We start from the raw sequence: 18,395 nt of genomic DNA on the forward strand, positions 1-18,395 counted from the left end.
AACAACTTAGGATGTAAATTACTAACACTTAATGATAAGGTGAACATGGCTATACCAAATAATAAATCAACAAAATTACCATTGTAGTAAGTGCCTACTGAGGTACTATAAGAAAAGCAAAAATCTGCAACATAATTAACGACTAACCCGATAATGACTAATGTTACGGGTAACTTTAATCTTTCTCCAATATAGTTAAATTCTAAACCTGAAAATATAATCAAGATAGTTAATATTGCTATATCTCCTCCTGGGTAATATAGATCTAGAAATATTTTTATAGCTCCATCAGACAGTGCGATTGCACCTCCATGTAACTGCATAAAAATAAAGTAATAAGTTACAATGGCCATTAAAATTGGGATTAGAAAGAAATATATTTTCTCTTTTGTTTTCCTTACTTGTGTTTGAATAGATGTTAAATTTGCCAACATAATAATACCAATCCCCAAAAAAATAGGCACTTGAAAATAGGCTAAATCCATCCATGATGGATATGGTACTTCTACATATAAAAACATATTGTAATATACCCAAATGAACGTTCCTAAAGACCAAAAAAGTAAACCAACACTGATAAAAAATAATGATTTACCAACAATACTTTTATATCCTCCCCATTGTTTCATTCTGTAAAATCCAATCATTGTCCCAATACAGGGTAAACCTGCTTGAAAAAAAACAAATATTAAACCATAACCATTGTATGACCAATGAAACAAATTTAAAGAAATTATTGAACCAGTTAATAATAAAAACCATACCAACAACACCTTATCTGATTTATTTGAAAACATGGCGCGTAAAGTATTCATACTCGTTTTTGATTATGTAGCACAATCGCATCGTAAATTAAAACCTGTTGTAACTGCTGGCCAAACTTTAAACCGATTTGATTCACGCAGGGTTGATCAGCCTCGATTAATAATTTTGAATCTTTGATTTCATCCAGGCGGAAAAAGGCGAAACCGTAGACATCGGTGGTGGTGTAGAGTGGTAACATGAAGGCGAATTTGTGTTTTTGCATAAACACGAGCATCTCGGCATGCATCACGTCAGACATTTCATCAGCCAACGGTGAGCGCCGCTCGGTGGTATAGATGCTGTGAAAATGTTTTGCAAAATACACCAAGGCGTGATTTTGTGGCAACAAATAACTGAACTTATCAAACACCGCTTGATACTGCTTCCGTTTCCAATCAAATATACAAACATGGATTTGGTTGATGGCATACATTTGCCTAAAATGATCCTGTAACTTTTTAGTAATCCCCTCCACTGACCGCAAGGTTTCTGGATTTACATCTAACGTTTTAGGTAAAACAATGTTTACTCCCCCAGCCAACCGCGGTTGGTGCATCAATTTACGCATGCCTTGTTGTAAGATAAATAAAACAAGCGGCAAGGTTAACGCGAATAACAAGTGAGCTGATGCCGCAGTAATCGTGCTGTAGTGCACTACTATCCATTCCAAACCATAGGCTATACCAACCGACAATATTACCACCCAGCTAAGGCCAATGAGTTCAATAATATTACGTTTAATTAGGATTCGCATAGTATGATCTTGTCTTACTCCTTATCCTAAAAAGTGCAATGATCCTGTAGCGACGGCGCTAACAGTAAAACATTGATTTTTTAGCTAAAATTAGCCAAAATAAATTCTAGATATATGTGGATAACATTTTTTAGCGACGGCTCTAAAAAATGTCGTTTTGCTACATATGCGCCCTTCTAACCTTATTCATGAGTATATTAACCTGACGGCTCACTCCAACCGGAAAAGCATAATTTCTTTTGATGCTTAATAAGCGCGACGGCAATTCTTCTCGCTGGGTTAAAACATAATGGCGAATTTCATTGAGTGTCAGCAACCGACAGATCAGTTTTCCATGCTCTACCATTTTTCTCAACAGCGGTCGTCCCAACTGTTCATGTTCAAGCCCGATGATATCTTTTTGCATCACACCATCTTGATACACTCGAAACACTTGTTTTTTACCAGGATAGTTACTCTTATCTGAAGCCAACTTGGCTTTTGGAACCACTGTCTGCCCTATCTGCAGCTCAGCTAACTTATAAACAGCTTCTAAGCTTGGAGCGTCCTTTGACGCTATCATTTCTGTGAGAGCCATGAATTTGTCTATCGGTGCACTTCGACTCAACAAATTGTCTATTTTCCATTCATCTAAATTACTCGCGACCGTTATCGTTACTTCTTTAAGACCCGCTTTGTCTAACAGTTTCCTTGCTTGCACAGAACGCTTGTATAAATCACCACTGTCAATGGTGATGCCTTTTATTGAATTTTTCTTTCGCTTCAATTCACTAGCAACTTGGATAGCATGCTGTAATCCTCTATCAAAATTGTAGGTATCAACCATAAAATCCATCGTATTTGGAAAAATTTCTGCTGCCCGGCTCATCGCTGCCGTCTCGGTAGAAAAAGATTTGATCAAAGCATGATAGGTCTTTCTGGAAGGATCACTAAACGGTAGATCATATTTCCTGCAGAAAGCCGGAATCATATTAGCACCATGCCCACCCGCAATATAAGTTGCCCGGCCGAATTTAAAAGCAGATTCGTTAGATTGAGCTCGTAAACTGGCCGATGCAAGAAATTTCTTGTCTTTGGCTGCTATTACTCCTCTGATCACCTTTGATAAAAAAATGGTATTACTTGTAAAGGCGTTAATCAAGAACATCGTCATTAGATTTCCTTCAATGATCGGTGCGGTGATACGCACGACTGGCTCATCCGGAAAAAATACCGTGCCCTCTGGCAAGGCATAGACATCTCCGGTGAAATGAAAGCCTCGCAGATACCGTGCAAAACGAGGAGTGATGATGTTATTTTTTTGTAAGTACCTTACTTCGTCACCTGTGTACCGCCAATTCAGTATGCCACGCACTATTTCCTCTGTGCCTCCCATCAATAAAAAATTTCTGTTCTTCGGCAAGCTTCTGACAAAGAGATCAAATGTTGCAACCTGGTGCTCCATATTTGACTCAAGCCAGATTGAACCGGCGGTAAATATCTGAGGTAACTCAAAAAGATGGAGGTCAGAATGGGTAAAATATGGTGTTTGGGGAAATGGTTTAGTCATTAGATCCGTTTATTTGAGAGAGGAATTAAGTGACCAAGTTTTTTGATTCTGAACTCAATCTGCGACTTATTATATTTATGTAATTTAGTGATGAGTGGTTCACGCCGGATCTCAATATTCATCTTTTCCAAAGCGGATATCTTTTTTGGGTTATTCGTGAGAAGACGAATCTGTTTTAATTTAAACCACTTCAGAACATCTTCGATCTCGCTGTAATCGCGGGAATCGACTGGCAAACCCAATGTGAGATAAGAATGAATCGTATCATAACCTTCGTCTTGCTTTTGATACACGCGGATGTGGTTAAAGGCGCCAACCCCTCTGCCTTCGTGGTTGACCACATAGATAATAAGACCTTTACGCGCGCGGTGGATTACTTCCATCGCCATCTGTAGTTGCGCATGACAGTCGCAACGCTGGGAATGAAATATCTGTGCAGTATTACAAGCCGAATGAATGCGAACCAATGGCCAGTCAGTCCCTTTGACGCGACCTTTCTCTAGAGCGTAATAATCTCCGTTACGTAATCTTAAAAGGTATAATTTGAAATGCGCTACAGATTGCTTTCCTACTAGGGCTGGCATTTTAATCGGTCCGGCGACTTTAATTTTTTGTGCAGATCGTTTTATTTCAAAGACATAAAATACCCTAGGATCTCCCTTGGGCATTGTCTTTTTGCCAATGAGTTTAACTGTAAAACTCGCCGCTTTGGCTAAACGCTTCATCATCGCAATGTCTCCATAGTTGGCTTGTGCCAGATAAATTCTTCCGTTGCGGTTGAGGTACTTACTTACTTCTGAAAAAAATCTTTTATAGGTTCGGAACCCAGAGTCCCAGAATGAAGCTTCCACAAGATCCTTGGCGGCTTTGTTACGGTAGGGCAAATTTACAGTAATAACGTCAAATTTTTCACCGGTCTCTAATTTGTTGAATAGATCGGAACAGCGCGCATCAATGATCTTTGTGAAGCCATGAGTGTGAGCGTTCTGGTTCGTAGCTCGTACTGCCACAGAATTGGTATCTACAGCCACCACCTTACTGGCTCCTTTGTATGCAGAAAATACAGCAATCACTCCGCAGCCAGTGCCGATATCCAACACACGCTCACCGGGTTTAATCATATATTTTTTAACGAGCAGAATTGAATCCTCATACGGTACAAACACAGTGCGATAAACAATAAATTTCTTTTCACAATAATTAATCATGATGCCTTTGTTAGGTATAGTGCGCGATTGTTTTTGTTTAGTTTTTTGCAGGCGTGTGATCTTGGCCAGTTGTTTTGAAGTGAGCATAGAGATCAATTATTATTATTACGAAGTTGTATTAAATAACTTGCCGAGCAACGTTGACGAATTTTTTTAATCGCTCAGTTTTTGGATTAATTAAAATATCACCAGTTCCCTCTTCCACAATACTACCCGCATCCAGAAAAATTACTTTGTCACTAATTTTACTTGCTAGGTGTAACGCATGACTCACAATAACTATTCCAACTCCTCGGTTGGCAATCTGTTTAAGATGGGCAAGAATCAGATAAGATTGTTCGATATCTAACGCGGAAGTTACTTCGTCAAGTAAAAGGTAATTTGGTTTAAGGAGCAAAGCGCGTACCAGAGCCGCTCGCTGGCATTCTCCGATTGATACTTCGTTTGGGTAGCGCTCTAAAAATGAATCCATCTGAAATAGATCGACCATTTCTGCAAAATGCTTTTCATTGATATTCTTGCGCAAAGGTAGCGTTAGATTTTGCCTAATAGTTAAATGCGGCCAAATGAAAAGTTGCTGAAAAACAATAGTCAAATTTGGATATGGAAATTTAATACATTCATCTTGTCGAATCGGAAATTGATAATTGTCTTCATCAATTTTCAATGATCCTGCATCCGGAAAATCAATTAAAGAAATGGCGCGCAAAAAAGTCGTTTTACCAGCCCCACTCGGACCAACAATAGAAATGATCTCACCACTTTCCAAGGATAGGGAAACATTATTTAATATTTTCTTACCAGCTATTATCTTGGTGATATGAGTTGCGTGCATCATATTACTTCTCGGAATGATTTCTGGTATAAGTTTTTTTCAGCCAATAAGCCAGTACATTAAGTGGCAAACAAATAGCGATAAAAAATAAGGCCAGGGTTGTATAAATTTCGACTGGTTTGTAGATCATGGAGTTGATTCTTTGAGCAACACGAAAAATCTCTTCAACAGAAATTAAACTGGCGAAAATTGTGGCTTGCAACATCGCCACTTGCAGAAAAAGCAATTGCGGAATAACGGCACGCATCATCAACGGAAATTTAATTTTAGTAAATATTTCTTTTTCGCTTAGCCCACTGACTTTACCGGCAATAAAATACTGTTTCGGCAGTCCATCCAAACTATCTTTTATTATGGCTGCAACAAAAACAATATTAACAACCGAAAGACCAGCTGCTGCGGTAATAAATGGTTTGATGACAACTCCTAACATGGCTTGCAAGGGGAAGTGCAACCAAAACAAAATAACTAAAATTGGACTACTTGAGATTAGAAACCAAAACACTTTGAGCCAAGAGCCTACACCTTTTTTTTGATGTGCCCACCAGCCAAACAATACACCAAAAACTAAACCTGTCGTCCAAACAATTGCAACTAACGCCAAACTAACAAGGATGCCTGAGATGAGACCCTCCCGATATTGAATAATGATATGTGCGATCGTGTCAAACATGTTCGCTATGGTACGGTATATGGTTTGACGACTGGATAAAAGGATCCTGGATACTTTTCGTACTGATGTATTAATTCATTTATTTTCCCGTTATTCAATAGTTCTTCGAGCGCCGTATTCATCATTGACTCAAATCCAGCTTGATTTTTTGGTATTCCCATTGTATTACCAAAAGATCGAATCGGATCATCTTTAGTTATATTTTTTACCGAACCCGGATTATTCGCCAAAAATTCTTCAGCAATAGCCGGCTGAACAAAAGTCACATCCGCTTTATGCGTTATGACATTAAGAAGTAATTGTGAGACAGGAGTATCTTGCGGCAACGAAATAACAGTTGCGTCAGGAAAATTTGATTGAGTGATAAAAGCCGACATTTCACCATCTATCGTCGCAACCGTAATATCTGGGTTATTGATATCGACTAGATCAGCAAAACGATTTTCATCTGGGCGTGTATACACACCAACCGCGCTGTAATAAAGCGGGATTGTAAAATCTATATTCTTTGCTCTGGCGGCATTAGGCCATAAGTCTGTCACGATCACATCGTAACGACCAGCGTCTAATCCCTCTATCATTGTTCCCCAACCAGCCTCTTCAACCCAATTAATTTTGAGATCCAAATTTTCACCAGCCACCTCAAGTGCATCGTGAAAAATACCAGACAGCTCACCAGTATTTGGATCTTTGATCATGGCCGGTGGATCTACTACATAGCCAGCGCGAATTTCTCCTTTGTCCAATACGGTAGACAAAAGATCGTCATTTTGACTGGTTCTATTTTTATCAGAGAACAAATTAACCCCAATGAAAGAGGTAATGAGGACTATCACCACAATCAGCAAAATTGATTTATAATTGTTCAGGTTATACATATTTGATTATTTAAAGTGTAAAGTAGTGCCAGATTTTGTGAAGGCCTTTTTCGCGACGGCGCAACGGCAAAAAACTGCAGTTTATTACGACAGAGTGCAACGACCTGCTTGTGGATAACATTTTTCAGCGACGGCTCACCTACGTTCCTAAGAAGGAACTTCGGGTGAGTAAACTCTAATGTTGGTCACTAACCCCACGTTTTAACGTGTGGGTTAGTTTGAGTTGGTTCTTCTGTCCACTATCTTTTTTCAGGGCTTTCATTTGTATTCATCTTTTCAGCGATCCATTTTTTGCAGCATTATTACAGCTGTTGACAAACAAAAAAGTTTTATGATATACTTTTTTTACTGAGCTTGTTAGGGTTTAGGCCCTCTCACGGTTGAATACATAAAACCGTAAACAAGTCTCAGTAAATAACAAAACAAGTTATAATACAATCAATCCCCTTCTAAATCTCCAATGTGGAGTATTTTTTTGTTTGATGTATTTTTAATATTTTACATTGACCATACGATATTGCCATTGAGAATTTGTATTCATTTGCTCCAGATGATTCGTTTCAAAAAATTCTTGCAAGGTATGTGATTTTTGTATAATCACAGGAGCCAATTTTAACAACCGAAAACGAATGTATTGATCTAGTTTTAATCTAGCCTTACCTTTTTTCTTAAATTTGAGATGTTCAATCCCCTTGGCATTGAAAGATACCGGCGTATGAAAGTAAGGACAATCTATTTGTCTAATAGTTTTATAAAAAGATTCTGCATCTGTTTTAGTTGATGCTAATTTTTCATCAGTTATTTCCATTTATAAAATACTAAGTATAATATTTCGTTTTTACAAGACCTTTTTCGCGACGGCGCAACGGCAAAAAACCACACTTTATTATGACTGAGTGCAACGACTTGCTTGTGGATAACAATTTTTAGCGACGGCTCACCTACGTTCCTAAGAAGGAACTTCGGATGAGTAAACTCTACTACGCTCGTAGGACAGAGCTTCGTAGGAGCAGGCTCTAAAGCCAGTTAGTTAACAAGATGGTCTAGTATTATTGTTTGTAAGTAACCACACTAAACCCAGGCATATCATCAAAGAAAGAAACATCAGTTAGCTTCGCACGAGTATTCGTTGAACGTTGTGCAATACCGACTGATTGATTGAATGGATTACTGGTAATGGTAATGTCAGCACCTGGCTGAAAATACTCTAGGAGTGGTTGGTCTGAAGCTGTGATAAAGATATCGGGAGTTTTAAGCATAATAGGTTGATCTAATGATAACGTTTGGACAGTTTGGGTGTTTGGATCGTAGCTGAACCTAGCAAGTTCACGTTGTACTTGCACTGGTGGCATATTTTCAGATCCACTGGGTAACAGATCATATAGTAACTTACTACGAACGCGAATGATGTATTGGTCGTGTGTTTTATCCCAATTACTATCCCAAAATGTATCAATGTAGGCTTCTGTGTTCCAATCAAATTTTTGCGACAGGAGAGCCGTCACGTCAACACACGGTCCTAAAGTTTGGAAATCAAATGTGCTGATACAGTGAATTGAAGAATCGACTGGATTGTATTCTAAAAAATCTTGCTGCGGTGAAAGTGATAAGTACTGGTACGTTCTATCAGCTGACTGCTCAATTAACTGGCTACCTTCTGGAGTTATGTAATAAAGACCAGTGTCACCTACTAATAATTTTTGCGGTGACAAAAATTCTGTACTGGAGTCAGATTTGTAGGTAGTGTGCATCTTTCCATCTCCTGAAAATATATCCAACTTGTCATTACTATGAATCATAATTAGCGGCACACCATCATTCCATTGGATGGCAGACAAAGTGGCATTGTAGTTTGGTTGAGTAAGTCCTCCAAAAAAGTTTGATACCGTGGCTAAGATTATGAATAGATAGCTGATTAATGAAGGCATAATGTTATTACTTTTATACATCGTTTAATAAGGTATATACATACTAATACGATGCATACATTTTGTCCATAGTCCACAGCTACTTATCAAGACCATTTTGGAATTTTCTTTGATGCTTCTCAAAAAAATACAATGCCGGATAACATTTTTCAGCGACAGCTCACCTGCGTTCCTAAGAAGGAACTTCGGATGAGTAAACTCTACTACGCCACTTTTTCAAATATACAAAAACGAAAGAAGCTCTTAGTTAACACGATGTGTAGTCGCGTCAACGTTGAGCTTCGGCAGTACACAGACGACAGCTGGCGAACATTGCTGTTCAACAACCGATCTGGTCTGGTACTGAATGTATCTGACTAGCAGGGCGGTGCTGAGGTAGCGGTACCGAGATACCACCACTCGTAGTCGTCGTGACAACCGCCGGCGTAGTAGCCAGAGCAGCTGCCATCACAACCTTCGTCCACCGTGCCGTCACAGTTGTTGTCGTTCCAGTCACCCCGTTCTGGTGCGCCCGAGTAGGTAGTTGCATCCCACCAGGCACAGTCGAAGGAGTCATCGTAGCCGTCGCCGTCCGAATCTGCCGCGCTGGAGCCGCAGACATAGGTTAGCGAACCGGTCGAGTAGTAACTTTCGTAGTCGTCGGTGCAGCCATCCCAGTAGGCGCCACCGCAACCGTAGTCACAGCTCTCGTCCGTGCTTCCATCACAATCGTTGTCGACCCAGTCGGCCAATTCAGGCGCACCGGGATAGATGGACGCACTCCACCAACCACAATCGACAGTATCATCGTAACCGTCGCCGTCGTAGTCGCTGGCAGTGGGCGTACTGCAAGAGCTGCTCGACGCACAGTCGGAGTCTCCACAGTCCACTAGCCCATCCAGATCATTGTCCATGCCATCGGAACAGTAGAGTTCGGCGCAGGGCACATCGCCCCCAACGCAGTCATCATCCGTTCCGTTGCCACAGATCTCTGGTGCTCCATAGTAGATGGCTGTGTTGCTGTCGTTGCAGTCATTTCCACCACAGCCCGTGGCCGTCTGGCCGTCACCGTCGATGTCGCAGGAGGTATCGCTCTCGTCGGTGGTGTCACTCGTACTAGTCGTATCGTCCTCATCCATTGGATCGATCGCCATGCCGTTGAGTGATCGAACCTCTGTACTCGTCCGAACACCGAAGTTTCCGAACAGAATATGAGGCCGGCCGTAGGTTGAACTCAAACCAGTGATCAATTGAGACTGATCCACCTGCTCTTCGAAGCTGTTGCCGGCATTGCTCCGTGCCAGATACAGAGTTGTACCGTTGGAACGAATCAGATCGGCGTAGGCGTCGAGGTAGTCCAGAGGATAGATGGTATAGTCACCATCCGTACCACCGACATCGGTACCCATCACTGCGATGGTGAAGGTACTCGTGCTGTTGTTATAGTGACCAGCTTCAATTTCCACACTGGAGTCACGTTCGTCGATGCGAATGATCTCATCGCTACCGTCACCATTAGTGTCGGCGACAACGAACTCATCCGTGGGCAATGCCCAACCAGTGCTGATGTTGGTCACGCTGCCAGAACTGCTCAGACGTTGCCAGGTCAGAGTGCTCCCCGAACCAGCGAAGGCTTCCGCCTCACCGTTGCCGTTGAAGTCGCCAACTAAGACGACACTACTGGTGGTTCCGAAGCTGGTGCTCCAGGTGACCGCGTCACCGAACCGACCGTTATCGCTGTCGTTGAGAAAGTACTTCCAAGTCAGAGTGCCGTCGGTGTTGGCGAAGACCAGAATCAGATCCGCGCGCCCATCTCCGTCCACATCATCCAAGAACGCTTTGACCGCTTCACCGGACGTCTTCTTCCAGCGGGTCTGAGTGTTGAGCTCTCCTTCCCCATTGGACAGGTAGACATTGGTGTAGGTGTAACCAGGCTTGATCCGCACTTGCACCAAGTCATCCCAGCCATCGCTATTCATGTCTCCGGAGAGCCAGGACAGAATGGTGGCAGTAGAGCCAGTGTTGGTGTAGGAGAAGTAGTTACCGGACAGTGCAGTATCCTCACCCGAACCCGTCACCTCGTAACCGTAGATGTCGAACTTGCCACTGCTGTTAGGTTCGACAGTCATGAGGTGAGTGGTGGTAGTAGTGGAGGTAGTGGCTGAGGAAGATCCGTCGTTTGTAGATTCGTAGTAGTTGCCTGCAACGTAATCCACAAACTGGATACCTTCCATTTCAACTCCATCAAGCTCACTGGTGTAGCTGTAGCCGCTGCCGTTGTACTTGATGGAGAAGTGCAGATGGGTACCAGTTGAATCTCCCGTCGTGCCAATCGCACCGAGAATTTCGCCCTGTGCCACGGTCTTGCCGATGTAGAGCGAAGACGGAATTGAATCCGCAGCGAGGTGGTAGTAGAGAGTGGTATATCCGTCACTGTGGTCGAGCTTGACGTAGCAAGCAAAATGACCTTCGCTCGCCTTGCCCTGAGTGCAGCCAGTCGTTACCATGTCAATGATCGTGCCAGCGGCGACTGCCACAGCAGGATCACCACTGTAGCGATCTTAGAAGTCGATGGCATAGTAGCCATTGTTGGCATCAGTATGCCATGAATCGATGCCACCATGTAGAATCTCGGCAACCACACCACCAGCTTCCACGTTGCACCGAATGAGATCGCCAGGCTGCATCGGCATCTTGAGCTCGGGACCCGTATAGCCAGTGGCCTTGAGAGAAATACCCGATCGACCAGATGCACTGACATTGTCACCACATTCAGCACCCGGCAGTGATGGATCACAATCGCCGAAGCTGCAGGCGACCAGATCGGCGAACCCGAACATCACGAAGAGGCTGATCATGAGGAGGCGGATGTACCGTTCCATTGGAAGACTCCTGGATTGTGAAGGAACGACTCTAGTCAAGAAGATTCCTGAGCTAGCAGAGCCCATCTAGTTGAAATAGATGGACCGGTGTTAAATCAGAAATTAAATGTAATAGTAGATATAATCAATTCAACTTGTTTTTTATCTTCTTGTTTAGTGTTATTTGATAATATTGTAAAGTGTGCATCTACTAAAGGATAATTATTAACCCAATACTCACTACTAATATCAGAAAAGAGTTCAGTTCCAGATTTTCCTCCTATTATGACCATTTTTTGTTCTAACCCCGGAACGCCATGGTCAATGTTTCTTTCGGGAAAAATTGTAAGCAGTATTTCCCCTTCCTTTGCTACCTGAACAACAGATACTTTTTTTCCTGGTAAAATCTTTGACACCAGATCAGTTTCTTGAACAGTTACATTAATGCCCACTGGATATTTAAAACTAAACCCATATTCATCATTCGTGTATGTTAACCAATCACTTGTATCCACTTCACTCACCTGTTCTGTATTAGTATTCTCATTGGTTACTACACCATTGATATTGTCATTTGAGTCCGTAACAACTACGTTAGTATTATCGTTTGTTGTATTTGTGTTTACCGTAACTGCATTGGTATTTATATTTGTTTTTTGAGTAGTTGTACAACTAGAGCCAGCTAAAAGTAGTGTGCAGGCAACTAAAGTGGTTAGTAAAGATAGTTTAGTTTTAAACATAAATTTAGAGTTAATAATAGTCTATATACTTGTACTATGGTCATAGAATGTTATTTAGTGCAATGAGTATTCAGCGACGGCGTTAACTATAAAAAACTCAATTTGAGCCTAACATTAGATAAAATAAATAACAGGCGCATGTGGATAACATTTTTTAGCGACGGCTCTAAGATACTAATCATGAGGAGACGGATGTACCGTTCCATTGAGAGACTCCTGGATTGTGAAGGAACGACTCTAGTCAAGAATATTCCTGAGCTAGCTGTACTCCTTCATATTCGTTAGAAATTGTATGAAGGAGTATGTGCTAAATCAAGAAGTAAAATTTCATTGTTCTAGTAAATTTCTGTGATTTATAAGTCATAAGGTCGTTTAAAATGTTAATGAATCTGCTACTTGTAAGAGGTCATCACTTATAGAAACATCTCCACTGATTGTTAAATTATTTTGTTTATCATTATAATTTGGTATCAATATATGTAGTGTATTAATTTTACTGCCATCAAAATCTGATATATCCTCAGTAACCTTAAGAGCAGGTTTGGTTCCGATAGTTATTTTCTCGACCGTCATTGTATTAGTTAGATTTCTATGTAGATCTTGCGCCAACTGATCATTTGTTTTTGTAAAATCAACTTTTGTGTAATCGAACCAACTGTTTGCATCAGACGCATTTATAGTTTCTAAGCTATTACTTGATATCACCAAACGAGGGTTGCCAATTATGTCTTGCTTAAAATTATTTTCATCTCTAAAATTAATTGTCAAAAGAAATGGCACAGTATCACCTATCGAAACTTGCACGCTGCCCCACTCTTTTGGATACTTAAAACTAAACCCATATTCATCATTGGTATAAGTTTGCCAATCACTAGTATCAATACCACTAACCTGCTCTACATTAGTATTGTCATTACTAACATTATCATTGGTGTTAGTTACAGCTTCAGTATTCACGTTATCGTTAATAGTATTTGTATTTGTTTTTTGAGTAGTTGTACAACTAGAACCGACTAAAAGTAGTGTGCTGGCAGCGAAGGTGATTAGTAAAGCTAGTTTAGTTTGAATCATAAATTTAGAATTAAATAAATATAGTCTATATACCTGTACTATGGTCATAGAATGTTAGTTAGTGCAATAAGTAACTAACGACGGCGCTAACACTAAAAAGCTCAATTTTAGCCTAACATTAGGTAAAATAAAATACAAATGTGTGTGGATAACATTTTTCAGCGACGGCTCAAAGAGGCTGATCATGAGGAGGCGGATGTACCGTTCCATTGGAAGACTCCTGGATTGTGAAGGAACGACTCTAGTCAAGAAGATTCCTGAGCTAGCTGTACTCCTTCATATTCATTATAAATTGTATGAAGGAGTATGTGCTAAATCAAGAAGTAAAACCTATTAGACACACAATTTTGTTTTAATGATTATATGATTTAATTAGTTATTGATTTATTATTCTGTCTAATATTATTTATAATGGTTTAGGAATTCCACGTATGATTTTTCTATTAACAGCAATGGAATGATTTTGAATATAAACAAGTAATTGATCATTAGACATATACGTTAACTCGTCAATCTCATTAATATCTGGAATGAAATATAACTCACCATCGCTTTCGACGGCCATAATAACCCGTCCTATTAATCGTTGTTGTAAATCCTCATATAGCTCCTCATGACCACTAATAATACTACTACAGGTAGGCCCTTCTCCAAAATCTAGGCATGCTAAAGCCTGAATATCTAAATTAGATGCCGGTGTAACACGAAAATCACCAACAGCTGCTGCTTCCAAAAAAGCAGAATATATGTTTTTTGAACTCAACTTTTGTTTAAAACCGTCTGCTATCCAGTAATACCTGTTTTTTACTTTATAAAACCCATCTGGTAAATATCTATTGATTATCGGTAAACCGTTGGCAGTATTTATCCAATACATTTTACCAGAGTGTTGTGCGCGTAAAATAACTTTTCCTTCTAAGATATTAAGTATGGGATCACAAAGTCTACCTAGCGGAGTTGTGACAGCATCACTGGGTACATTTTCGTTTGCAGTGTAACAATGACTATTCAATAATTCTTTATAAACAGATTCACTAACACCAATAATATTAGGGGTAAGATTCACCACGGTCATAGCGTTTGTTAAAGACGGTAGTACCAACGTAAGTACTAATAAACTAACAACTATAGTAGAGATAGTTATGTGTTTAGATCTAGTCATAAATTTAGAGTTAATAATAGTCTATATACTTGTATATATGGTCATAGAATGTTAGTTAGCGCAATAAGTATCCGGCGACGGCTCAATTGTCTATCATTACCCCCCACGTTTTAACGTATGCCCGCCTGCCGATAGGCAGGGGTTATTTTTTTGTGGTGTGGTCGTCTACTTCATGTAAGGCTATACCTCGTTCCTGAAAAATTCTATCTCTAATGATGAGACCTAAAATTGGATAAATCTCAAGCATGTTCATACCAATAGAAAAAGCGTGAGTTTTTATCTCATTTTGTTCGTCAAGCGTGAATATTTTATCAAAATTATTTCCAGCTACATCTAGTGCTACTGTTTGAATGTCGTAAGGATTCGTGGGAGCCTTACTTTCGACTGCTTGTTTAATATCCGTCCAATGATTGTTTACTTTTACTTCAGCCGATATGGCTTGAGCAATTTCTGCTCCTTTGGTGGTTAAACTAATTGGGCTATGGGATTTAATGGTACTTAAGTGTGCTTGATAAAGTAGATCTGAAGTAGCCTGAATTTTTGCTATATTTGAATTTATTGCATCAATTTTTACATCAAATTTGTCACTCTTTCCCTCAAAATCTTTATATGCCTTCACCCAACCACCACTTTTATAAGCTAGCCAAAAAGTTAGTATTAAAATAAGAACAAGCACGAATACGGCACTATTTAACTGTTGAATTAAAGCTAGAAATATTGCTTCCATAAATATTAGTATATCATTTTTGTAACTAAATTGCTACCCAGCGAATGGTTCTAAACTCAAAATATTTTTTGCTTCCTGGGGTGAAAACACTTTTTTATCTTTGAGTAAATTTACCACCGCCACTGTTTTCTTATCTTCCTTCCGTAAAATGTTGATGATATTACCTTCCATGGTACTAAGTCTAATATCCAAATAAGACTTAGTAACCATCTGGGTTTTAAACTCAGCTAAATCAATTTTTGTGGCCATGCTGGACTCAATAGTATCAAAACGTTTATCGATGTCAGCAAAACGCTTATCTATATCCATGAATCGTTTATTGATATCAACAAAATGTTTATCAATATTTACAAAATGATCATCAATACCAATAAATCTTTGTTCATTTTGAATGGACATATTGGTTACTGCTGTCATGAACTCCTGGAGGGTTGTTTGAATATTATCCACGCTGGTTTGAATATTATCCACGCTGGTTTTAACTCCCTCAAGAGTTACTTTATTTGTATGGGGTGTTTTTGTCATAGAATTGTGCATGTGATACTAGCATTATTAATAAATATTTTCAATTTAGCGCTTTCGCTGCCCATCGTGATCAAATATAGCTTGAGGCATGAGTTATATTTGCAGCACGATGGGGCATTGCTTGGGCGTCTTGGTCAACCAATGCACACAGCGAAAGACTGAGATCATTTTAGAGAAATAAACTTTATACACAAGGGCTTTTCCGCGACGGCGCAAATACAAAAAATCAGTAAAATCACAAAATTATCCAAATTAATTGTTAATTATATAAAAAAATACCTTGTGTATAACTTTTTTTAGCGACGGCGCTACACTTGCATTATTTTTGAAAATAGTTAAGGATACATGACATGCGTGTTTTAGCTATCTACACAGGTGGTCTACCCGGCAAAAATATAGTTGAACAATTACAACATTATTTTGAATTACAATTAGTGGCCACGGTGGATATTCATCTGTTTTCCAGTATTACCGGCGGTGATGTTCCCTATTCATTAAGTAGTGATCTTACCCAATATATTTACGATCATTATAATGACTACGATGGCTTTGTGGTTATTCATAGTATTGATAATGTTATCTACAGCGCTAATTTAACCGCCTTCCAATTTAGTAATTTAGGTAAACCGATTGTTTTTACCGGTGCCACTTTATCAGAAGACTTTTTCTCTTTTCCGGGTCATTTCTCCAATACTGAGCAATCGATGTATCGCGAAATGAGTTTGCGCACTAGTTTAGTTACCGCCGTCCAGTTAGCCACGCAAAACACCTCCGATGTTTCTATTACCTATGGTTCACGCATTGTGAAGGCAGTGCGGGCTTGGGAAAATTTCACCACTTACAATGAATTGGATTTAGCTTCGATCCGGTTTGGTATCGAAGTAACAACGGCTGCTAGACCACGCAATGATCAACCACCCATTTTACGCTTAGGGTTTGACACTAATGTTTACATGGTGCCACGCCAACCTGAGGTTATCATCCCAACACCCAATACCTATCGTGCTATTTTGATGTATGCCCATCAAGATCGGGCGCTACCCAGCCAATTTAATATGCCAACTGATACTCCAGTTTTCTTGTTAGGCGGCTTAGGACATCAGAAGTTACCAAACAATGTGTTTGCCTTACCGCCGGTCACTCCGGTTACTGCCCTGAGTAAACTGATGGTGGGCTGCAAACATTTTCCGACCACACCAGAACTAGTGGATTATATGCAGCATAATATTAACGGCGAAGGTGGTATTGTATGAACATTTACCTGGTAAACAACGCCCCCACCAATATTGTCAGTTTGTTGCAACACAAAAATGTCAATATTTGGTCACGGACAACGGGTTTACCCAGTGTGATTACTGGCTTCTCCTGGAACGCTCTAGAACGAGTTGATGCGATTATTTTAGAAATTTCTTACCCATCAGATGAATTGCATTATATTCTGGCTCAAGCGATTGTTTTACAACGTCCCACGTTATGTTTATATCCAAAAAATCGCGAGCCCCGTGAAATGTTACTACACTTACAAAAACCTAGTGTACCGAAATCAGTTGTCGCACGTAGTTACACTACCACTACCATCAGTGAAGTGATCGGTAAATTCCTACATAGTATCGATCATACTGTACAACTGGATCAAACCCCCAATATAAAATTTACTTTACGCTTAACTCCGGCCATTTCACATTATCTAACTTGGCTAACTGAATTTAAAAATGTGAACAAAGCTGACTATTTAAGACAATTATTAAAAGATACGGCCGAGAAGGATAATGATTATCAGAAATTAATGTAGAAATTTAATTAATGTCTAGACTTATCCACCATTGACACCATCTGTCAGTGTGCTAATATGCCCGTAGGAAAACTGAGGCGTCCAAAATCTAGATAACACAAATAAGGAATTAATTTCTCTTGTGCTTATCTCTGGACACCTCAGTTTTCTTATAGGGACGTTTTTCTGGCACAGCCTCAATTTATTGAAGTTGTGCTGGAAAACACGCCTCTAGCTACCACTCCGATTATCCCCTTGTGTGGTAGTAATACAATTTATGGTGAAACCGAACACTTAGGCGGCGCTTTTTTCTAAGTGACTAAGGTAAACTTTTTACCCCAATTCGGATAACACCAGTCTGCTATCTCTATGGTAGATGTCATACACTCATTTACCATAGAGATAATAGATGTGCCAGATGTACAAACGCGTTTCATCATCTACAGTAGCTTATCTTAATATTGTCTTAAACTAACATTAGTCTTATGGATTTGAATCGCGTATCATTAATTGGTAATTTAGCTATGGAACCAGAACACAAAACTTTACCATCTGGTGCCAGTATTACTCGCACTAGTCTGGCTACTAGTTTTGCCTGGAAAGATAGTAAAACTAAAGAGTTAAAAGAAAAAACCGATTTCCACACCATCATTGGTTGGAATAAACTAGGTGAACGAATTCACCAGTATCTAAAAAAAGGCGACCGCATTTACGTGGAAGGCCGATTGGATCATCATTCTTACGAAGGAAAGGATGGCATCACGAAATATTTTACCAACATTATTGCCGAACAGTTAATTATGTTAGGCAAAGGTAAACGTGAAGTCACCACCACCGATGAACCAATTGTGACCGAACCGGTGACGGAACCGTTTTAATATCACCCAATGTAGGGACATGCCATGGCATGTCCCTACATTGGGTGATTGT

General features: G+C 39.9%; 19 protein-coding genes. 3 read left to right on the forward strand and 16 right to left on the reverse strand.

Features of this window, described 5'->3' with window-relative positions; all coding sequences use genetic code 11:
- The 16 genes from WCV88_01110 to WCV88_01185 all read right to left on the reverse strand — a co-directional run.
- On the reverse strand, positions 1–815 hold an 815-nt coding region (locus WCV88_01110; protein MFA6474782.1), incomplete at its 3' end, for a hypothetical protein.
- Complete coding sequence (locus WCV88_01115; protein MFA6474783.1) at positions 812–1,558, reverse strand: hypothetical protein; 747 nt, start codon at positions 1,556–1,558, stop codon at positions 812–814. The genes WCV88_01115 and WCV88_01110, both read right to left, overlap by 4 nt.
- A 160-nt stretch (positions 1,559–1,718) precedes the next feature.
- Positions 1,719–3,107, reverse strand: a complete 1,389-nt coding sequence (locus tag WCV88_01120) for a nicotinate phosphoribosyltransferase (protein MFA6474784.1) — start codon at positions 3,105–3,107, stop codon at positions 1,719–1,721.
- The gene (gene ribA, locus WCV88_01125; GenBank protein ID MFA6474785.1) at positions 3,107–4,402 is read right to left on the reverse strand and encodes a GTP cyclohydrolase II RibA; all 1,296 of its coding nucleotides are present in this window, start codon (positions 4,400–4,402) and stop codon (positions 3,107–3,109) included. The genes WCV88_01120 and ribA overlap by 1 nt, the downstream gene beginning before the upstream one ends.
- A gap of 31 nt (positions 4,403–4,433) precedes the next feature.
- Positions 4,434–5,153 (reverse strand): ATP-binding cassette domain-containing protein, encoded by a 720-nt coding sequence (locus WCV88_01130; protein MFA6474786.1) that lies wholly within the window; start codon positions 5,151–5,153, stop codon positions 4,434–4,436.
- Position 5,154: 1 nt separating this feature from the next.
- Complete coding sequence (locus WCV88_01135) at positions 5,155–5,823, reverse strand: ABC transporter permease subunit (GenBank protein MFA6474787.1); 669 nt, start codon at positions 5,821–5,823, stop codon at positions 5,155–5,157.
- Between the two features lie 5 nt (positions 5,824–5,828).
- On the reverse strand, positions 5,829–6,701 hold the full coding sequence (locus WCV88_01140; protein MFA6474788.1) for a transporter substrate-binding domain-containing protein: 873 nt from the start codon (positions 6,699–6,701) through the stop codon (positions 5,829–5,831).
- 490 nt (positions 6,702–7,191) lie between these two features.
- On the reverse strand, positions 7,192–7,509 hold the full coding sequence (locus WCV88_01145; protein MFA6474789.1) for a hypothetical protein: 318 nt from the start codon (positions 7,507–7,509) through the stop codon (positions 7,192–7,194).
- Positions 7,510–7,750: 241 nt separating this feature from the next.
- Complete coding sequence (locus WCV88_01150) at positions 7,751–8,629, reverse strand: hypothetical protein (GenBank protein MFA6474790.1); 879 nt, start codon at positions 8,627–8,629, stop codon at positions 7,751–7,753.
- A gap of 356 nt (positions 8,630–8,985) precedes the next feature.
- The gene (locus WCV88_01155; protein MFA6474791.1) at positions 8,986–11,145 is read right to left on the reverse strand and encodes a MopE-related protein; all 2,160 of its coding nucleotides are present in this window, start codon (positions 11,143–11,145) and stop codon (positions 8,986–8,988) included.
- Positions 11,146–11,169: 24 nt separating this feature from the next.
- A complete protein-coding gene (locus WCV88_01160; GenBank protein MFA6474792.1) occupies positions 11,170–11,490 on the reverse strand; it encodes a hypothetical protein in 321 nt (106 codons plus the stop codon).
- Positions 11,491–11,585: 95 nt separating this feature from the next.
- Positions 11,586–12,209, reverse strand: coding sequence for a hypothetical protein (locus tag WCV88_01165; protein ID MFA6474793.1), 624 nt, complete (start codon positions 12,207–12,209; stop codon positions 11,586–11,588).
- A 372-nt stretch (positions 12,210–12,581) separates the two neighbouring features.
- Positions 12,582–13,280, reverse strand: coding sequence for a hypothetical protein (locus tag WCV88_01170; GenBank protein MFA6474794.1), 699 nt, complete (start codon positions 13,278–13,280; stop codon positions 12,582–12,584).
- Between the two features lie 406 nt (positions 13,281–13,686).
- Positions 13,687–14,355, reverse strand: a complete 669-nt coding sequence (locus tag WCV88_01175; protein MFA6474795.1) for a hypothetical protein — start codon at positions 14,353–14,355, stop codon at positions 13,687–13,689.
- A 229-nt stretch (positions 14,356–14,584) separates the two neighbouring features.
- Complete coding sequence (locus WCV88_01180) at positions 14,585–15,169, reverse strand: hypothetical protein (protein MFA6474796.1); 585 nt, start codon at positions 15,167–15,169, stop codon at positions 14,585–14,587.
- A 33-nt stretch (positions 15,170–15,202) separates the two neighbouring features.
- Positions 15,203–15,694, reverse strand: coding sequence for a hypothetical protein (locus WCV88_01185; GenBank protein MFA6474797.1), 492 nt, complete (start codon positions 15,692–15,694; stop codon positions 15,203–15,205).
- Positions 15,695–16,044: 350 nt separating this feature from the next.
- Between WCV88_01185 and WCV88_01190 the strand changes: the two genes are divergently transcribed.
- From WCV88_01190 to WCV88_01200, 3 genes are all read left to right on the forward strand, one after another.
- Complete coding sequence (locus WCV88_01190) at positions 16,045–16,947, forward strand: asparaginase domain-containing protein (protein ID MFA6474798.1); 903 nt, start codon at positions 16,045–16,047, stop codon at positions 16,945–16,947.
- Positions 16,944–17,486, forward strand: coding sequence for a hypothetical protein (locus WCV88_01195; GenBank protein ID MFA6474799.1), 543 nt, complete (start codon positions 16,944–16,946; stop codon positions 17,484–17,486). The genes WCV88_01190 and WCV88_01195 overlap by 4 nt, the downstream gene beginning before the upstream one ends.
- Before the next feature lie 464 nt (positions 17,487–17,950).
- Positions 17,951–18,343, forward strand: a complete 393-nt coding sequence (locus WCV88_01200; GenBank protein ID MFA6474800.1) for a single-stranded DNA-binding protein — start codon at positions 17,951–17,953, stop codon at positions 18,341–18,343.
- Positions 18,344–18,395 lie beyond the last annotated feature (52 nt).

Source organism: Patescibacteria group bacterium, from assembly GCA_041665365.1.
In the GTDB taxonomy this organism is placed as follows: domain Bacteria; phylum Patescibacteriota; class Patescibacteriia; order UBA9570; family UBA9570; genus UBA9570.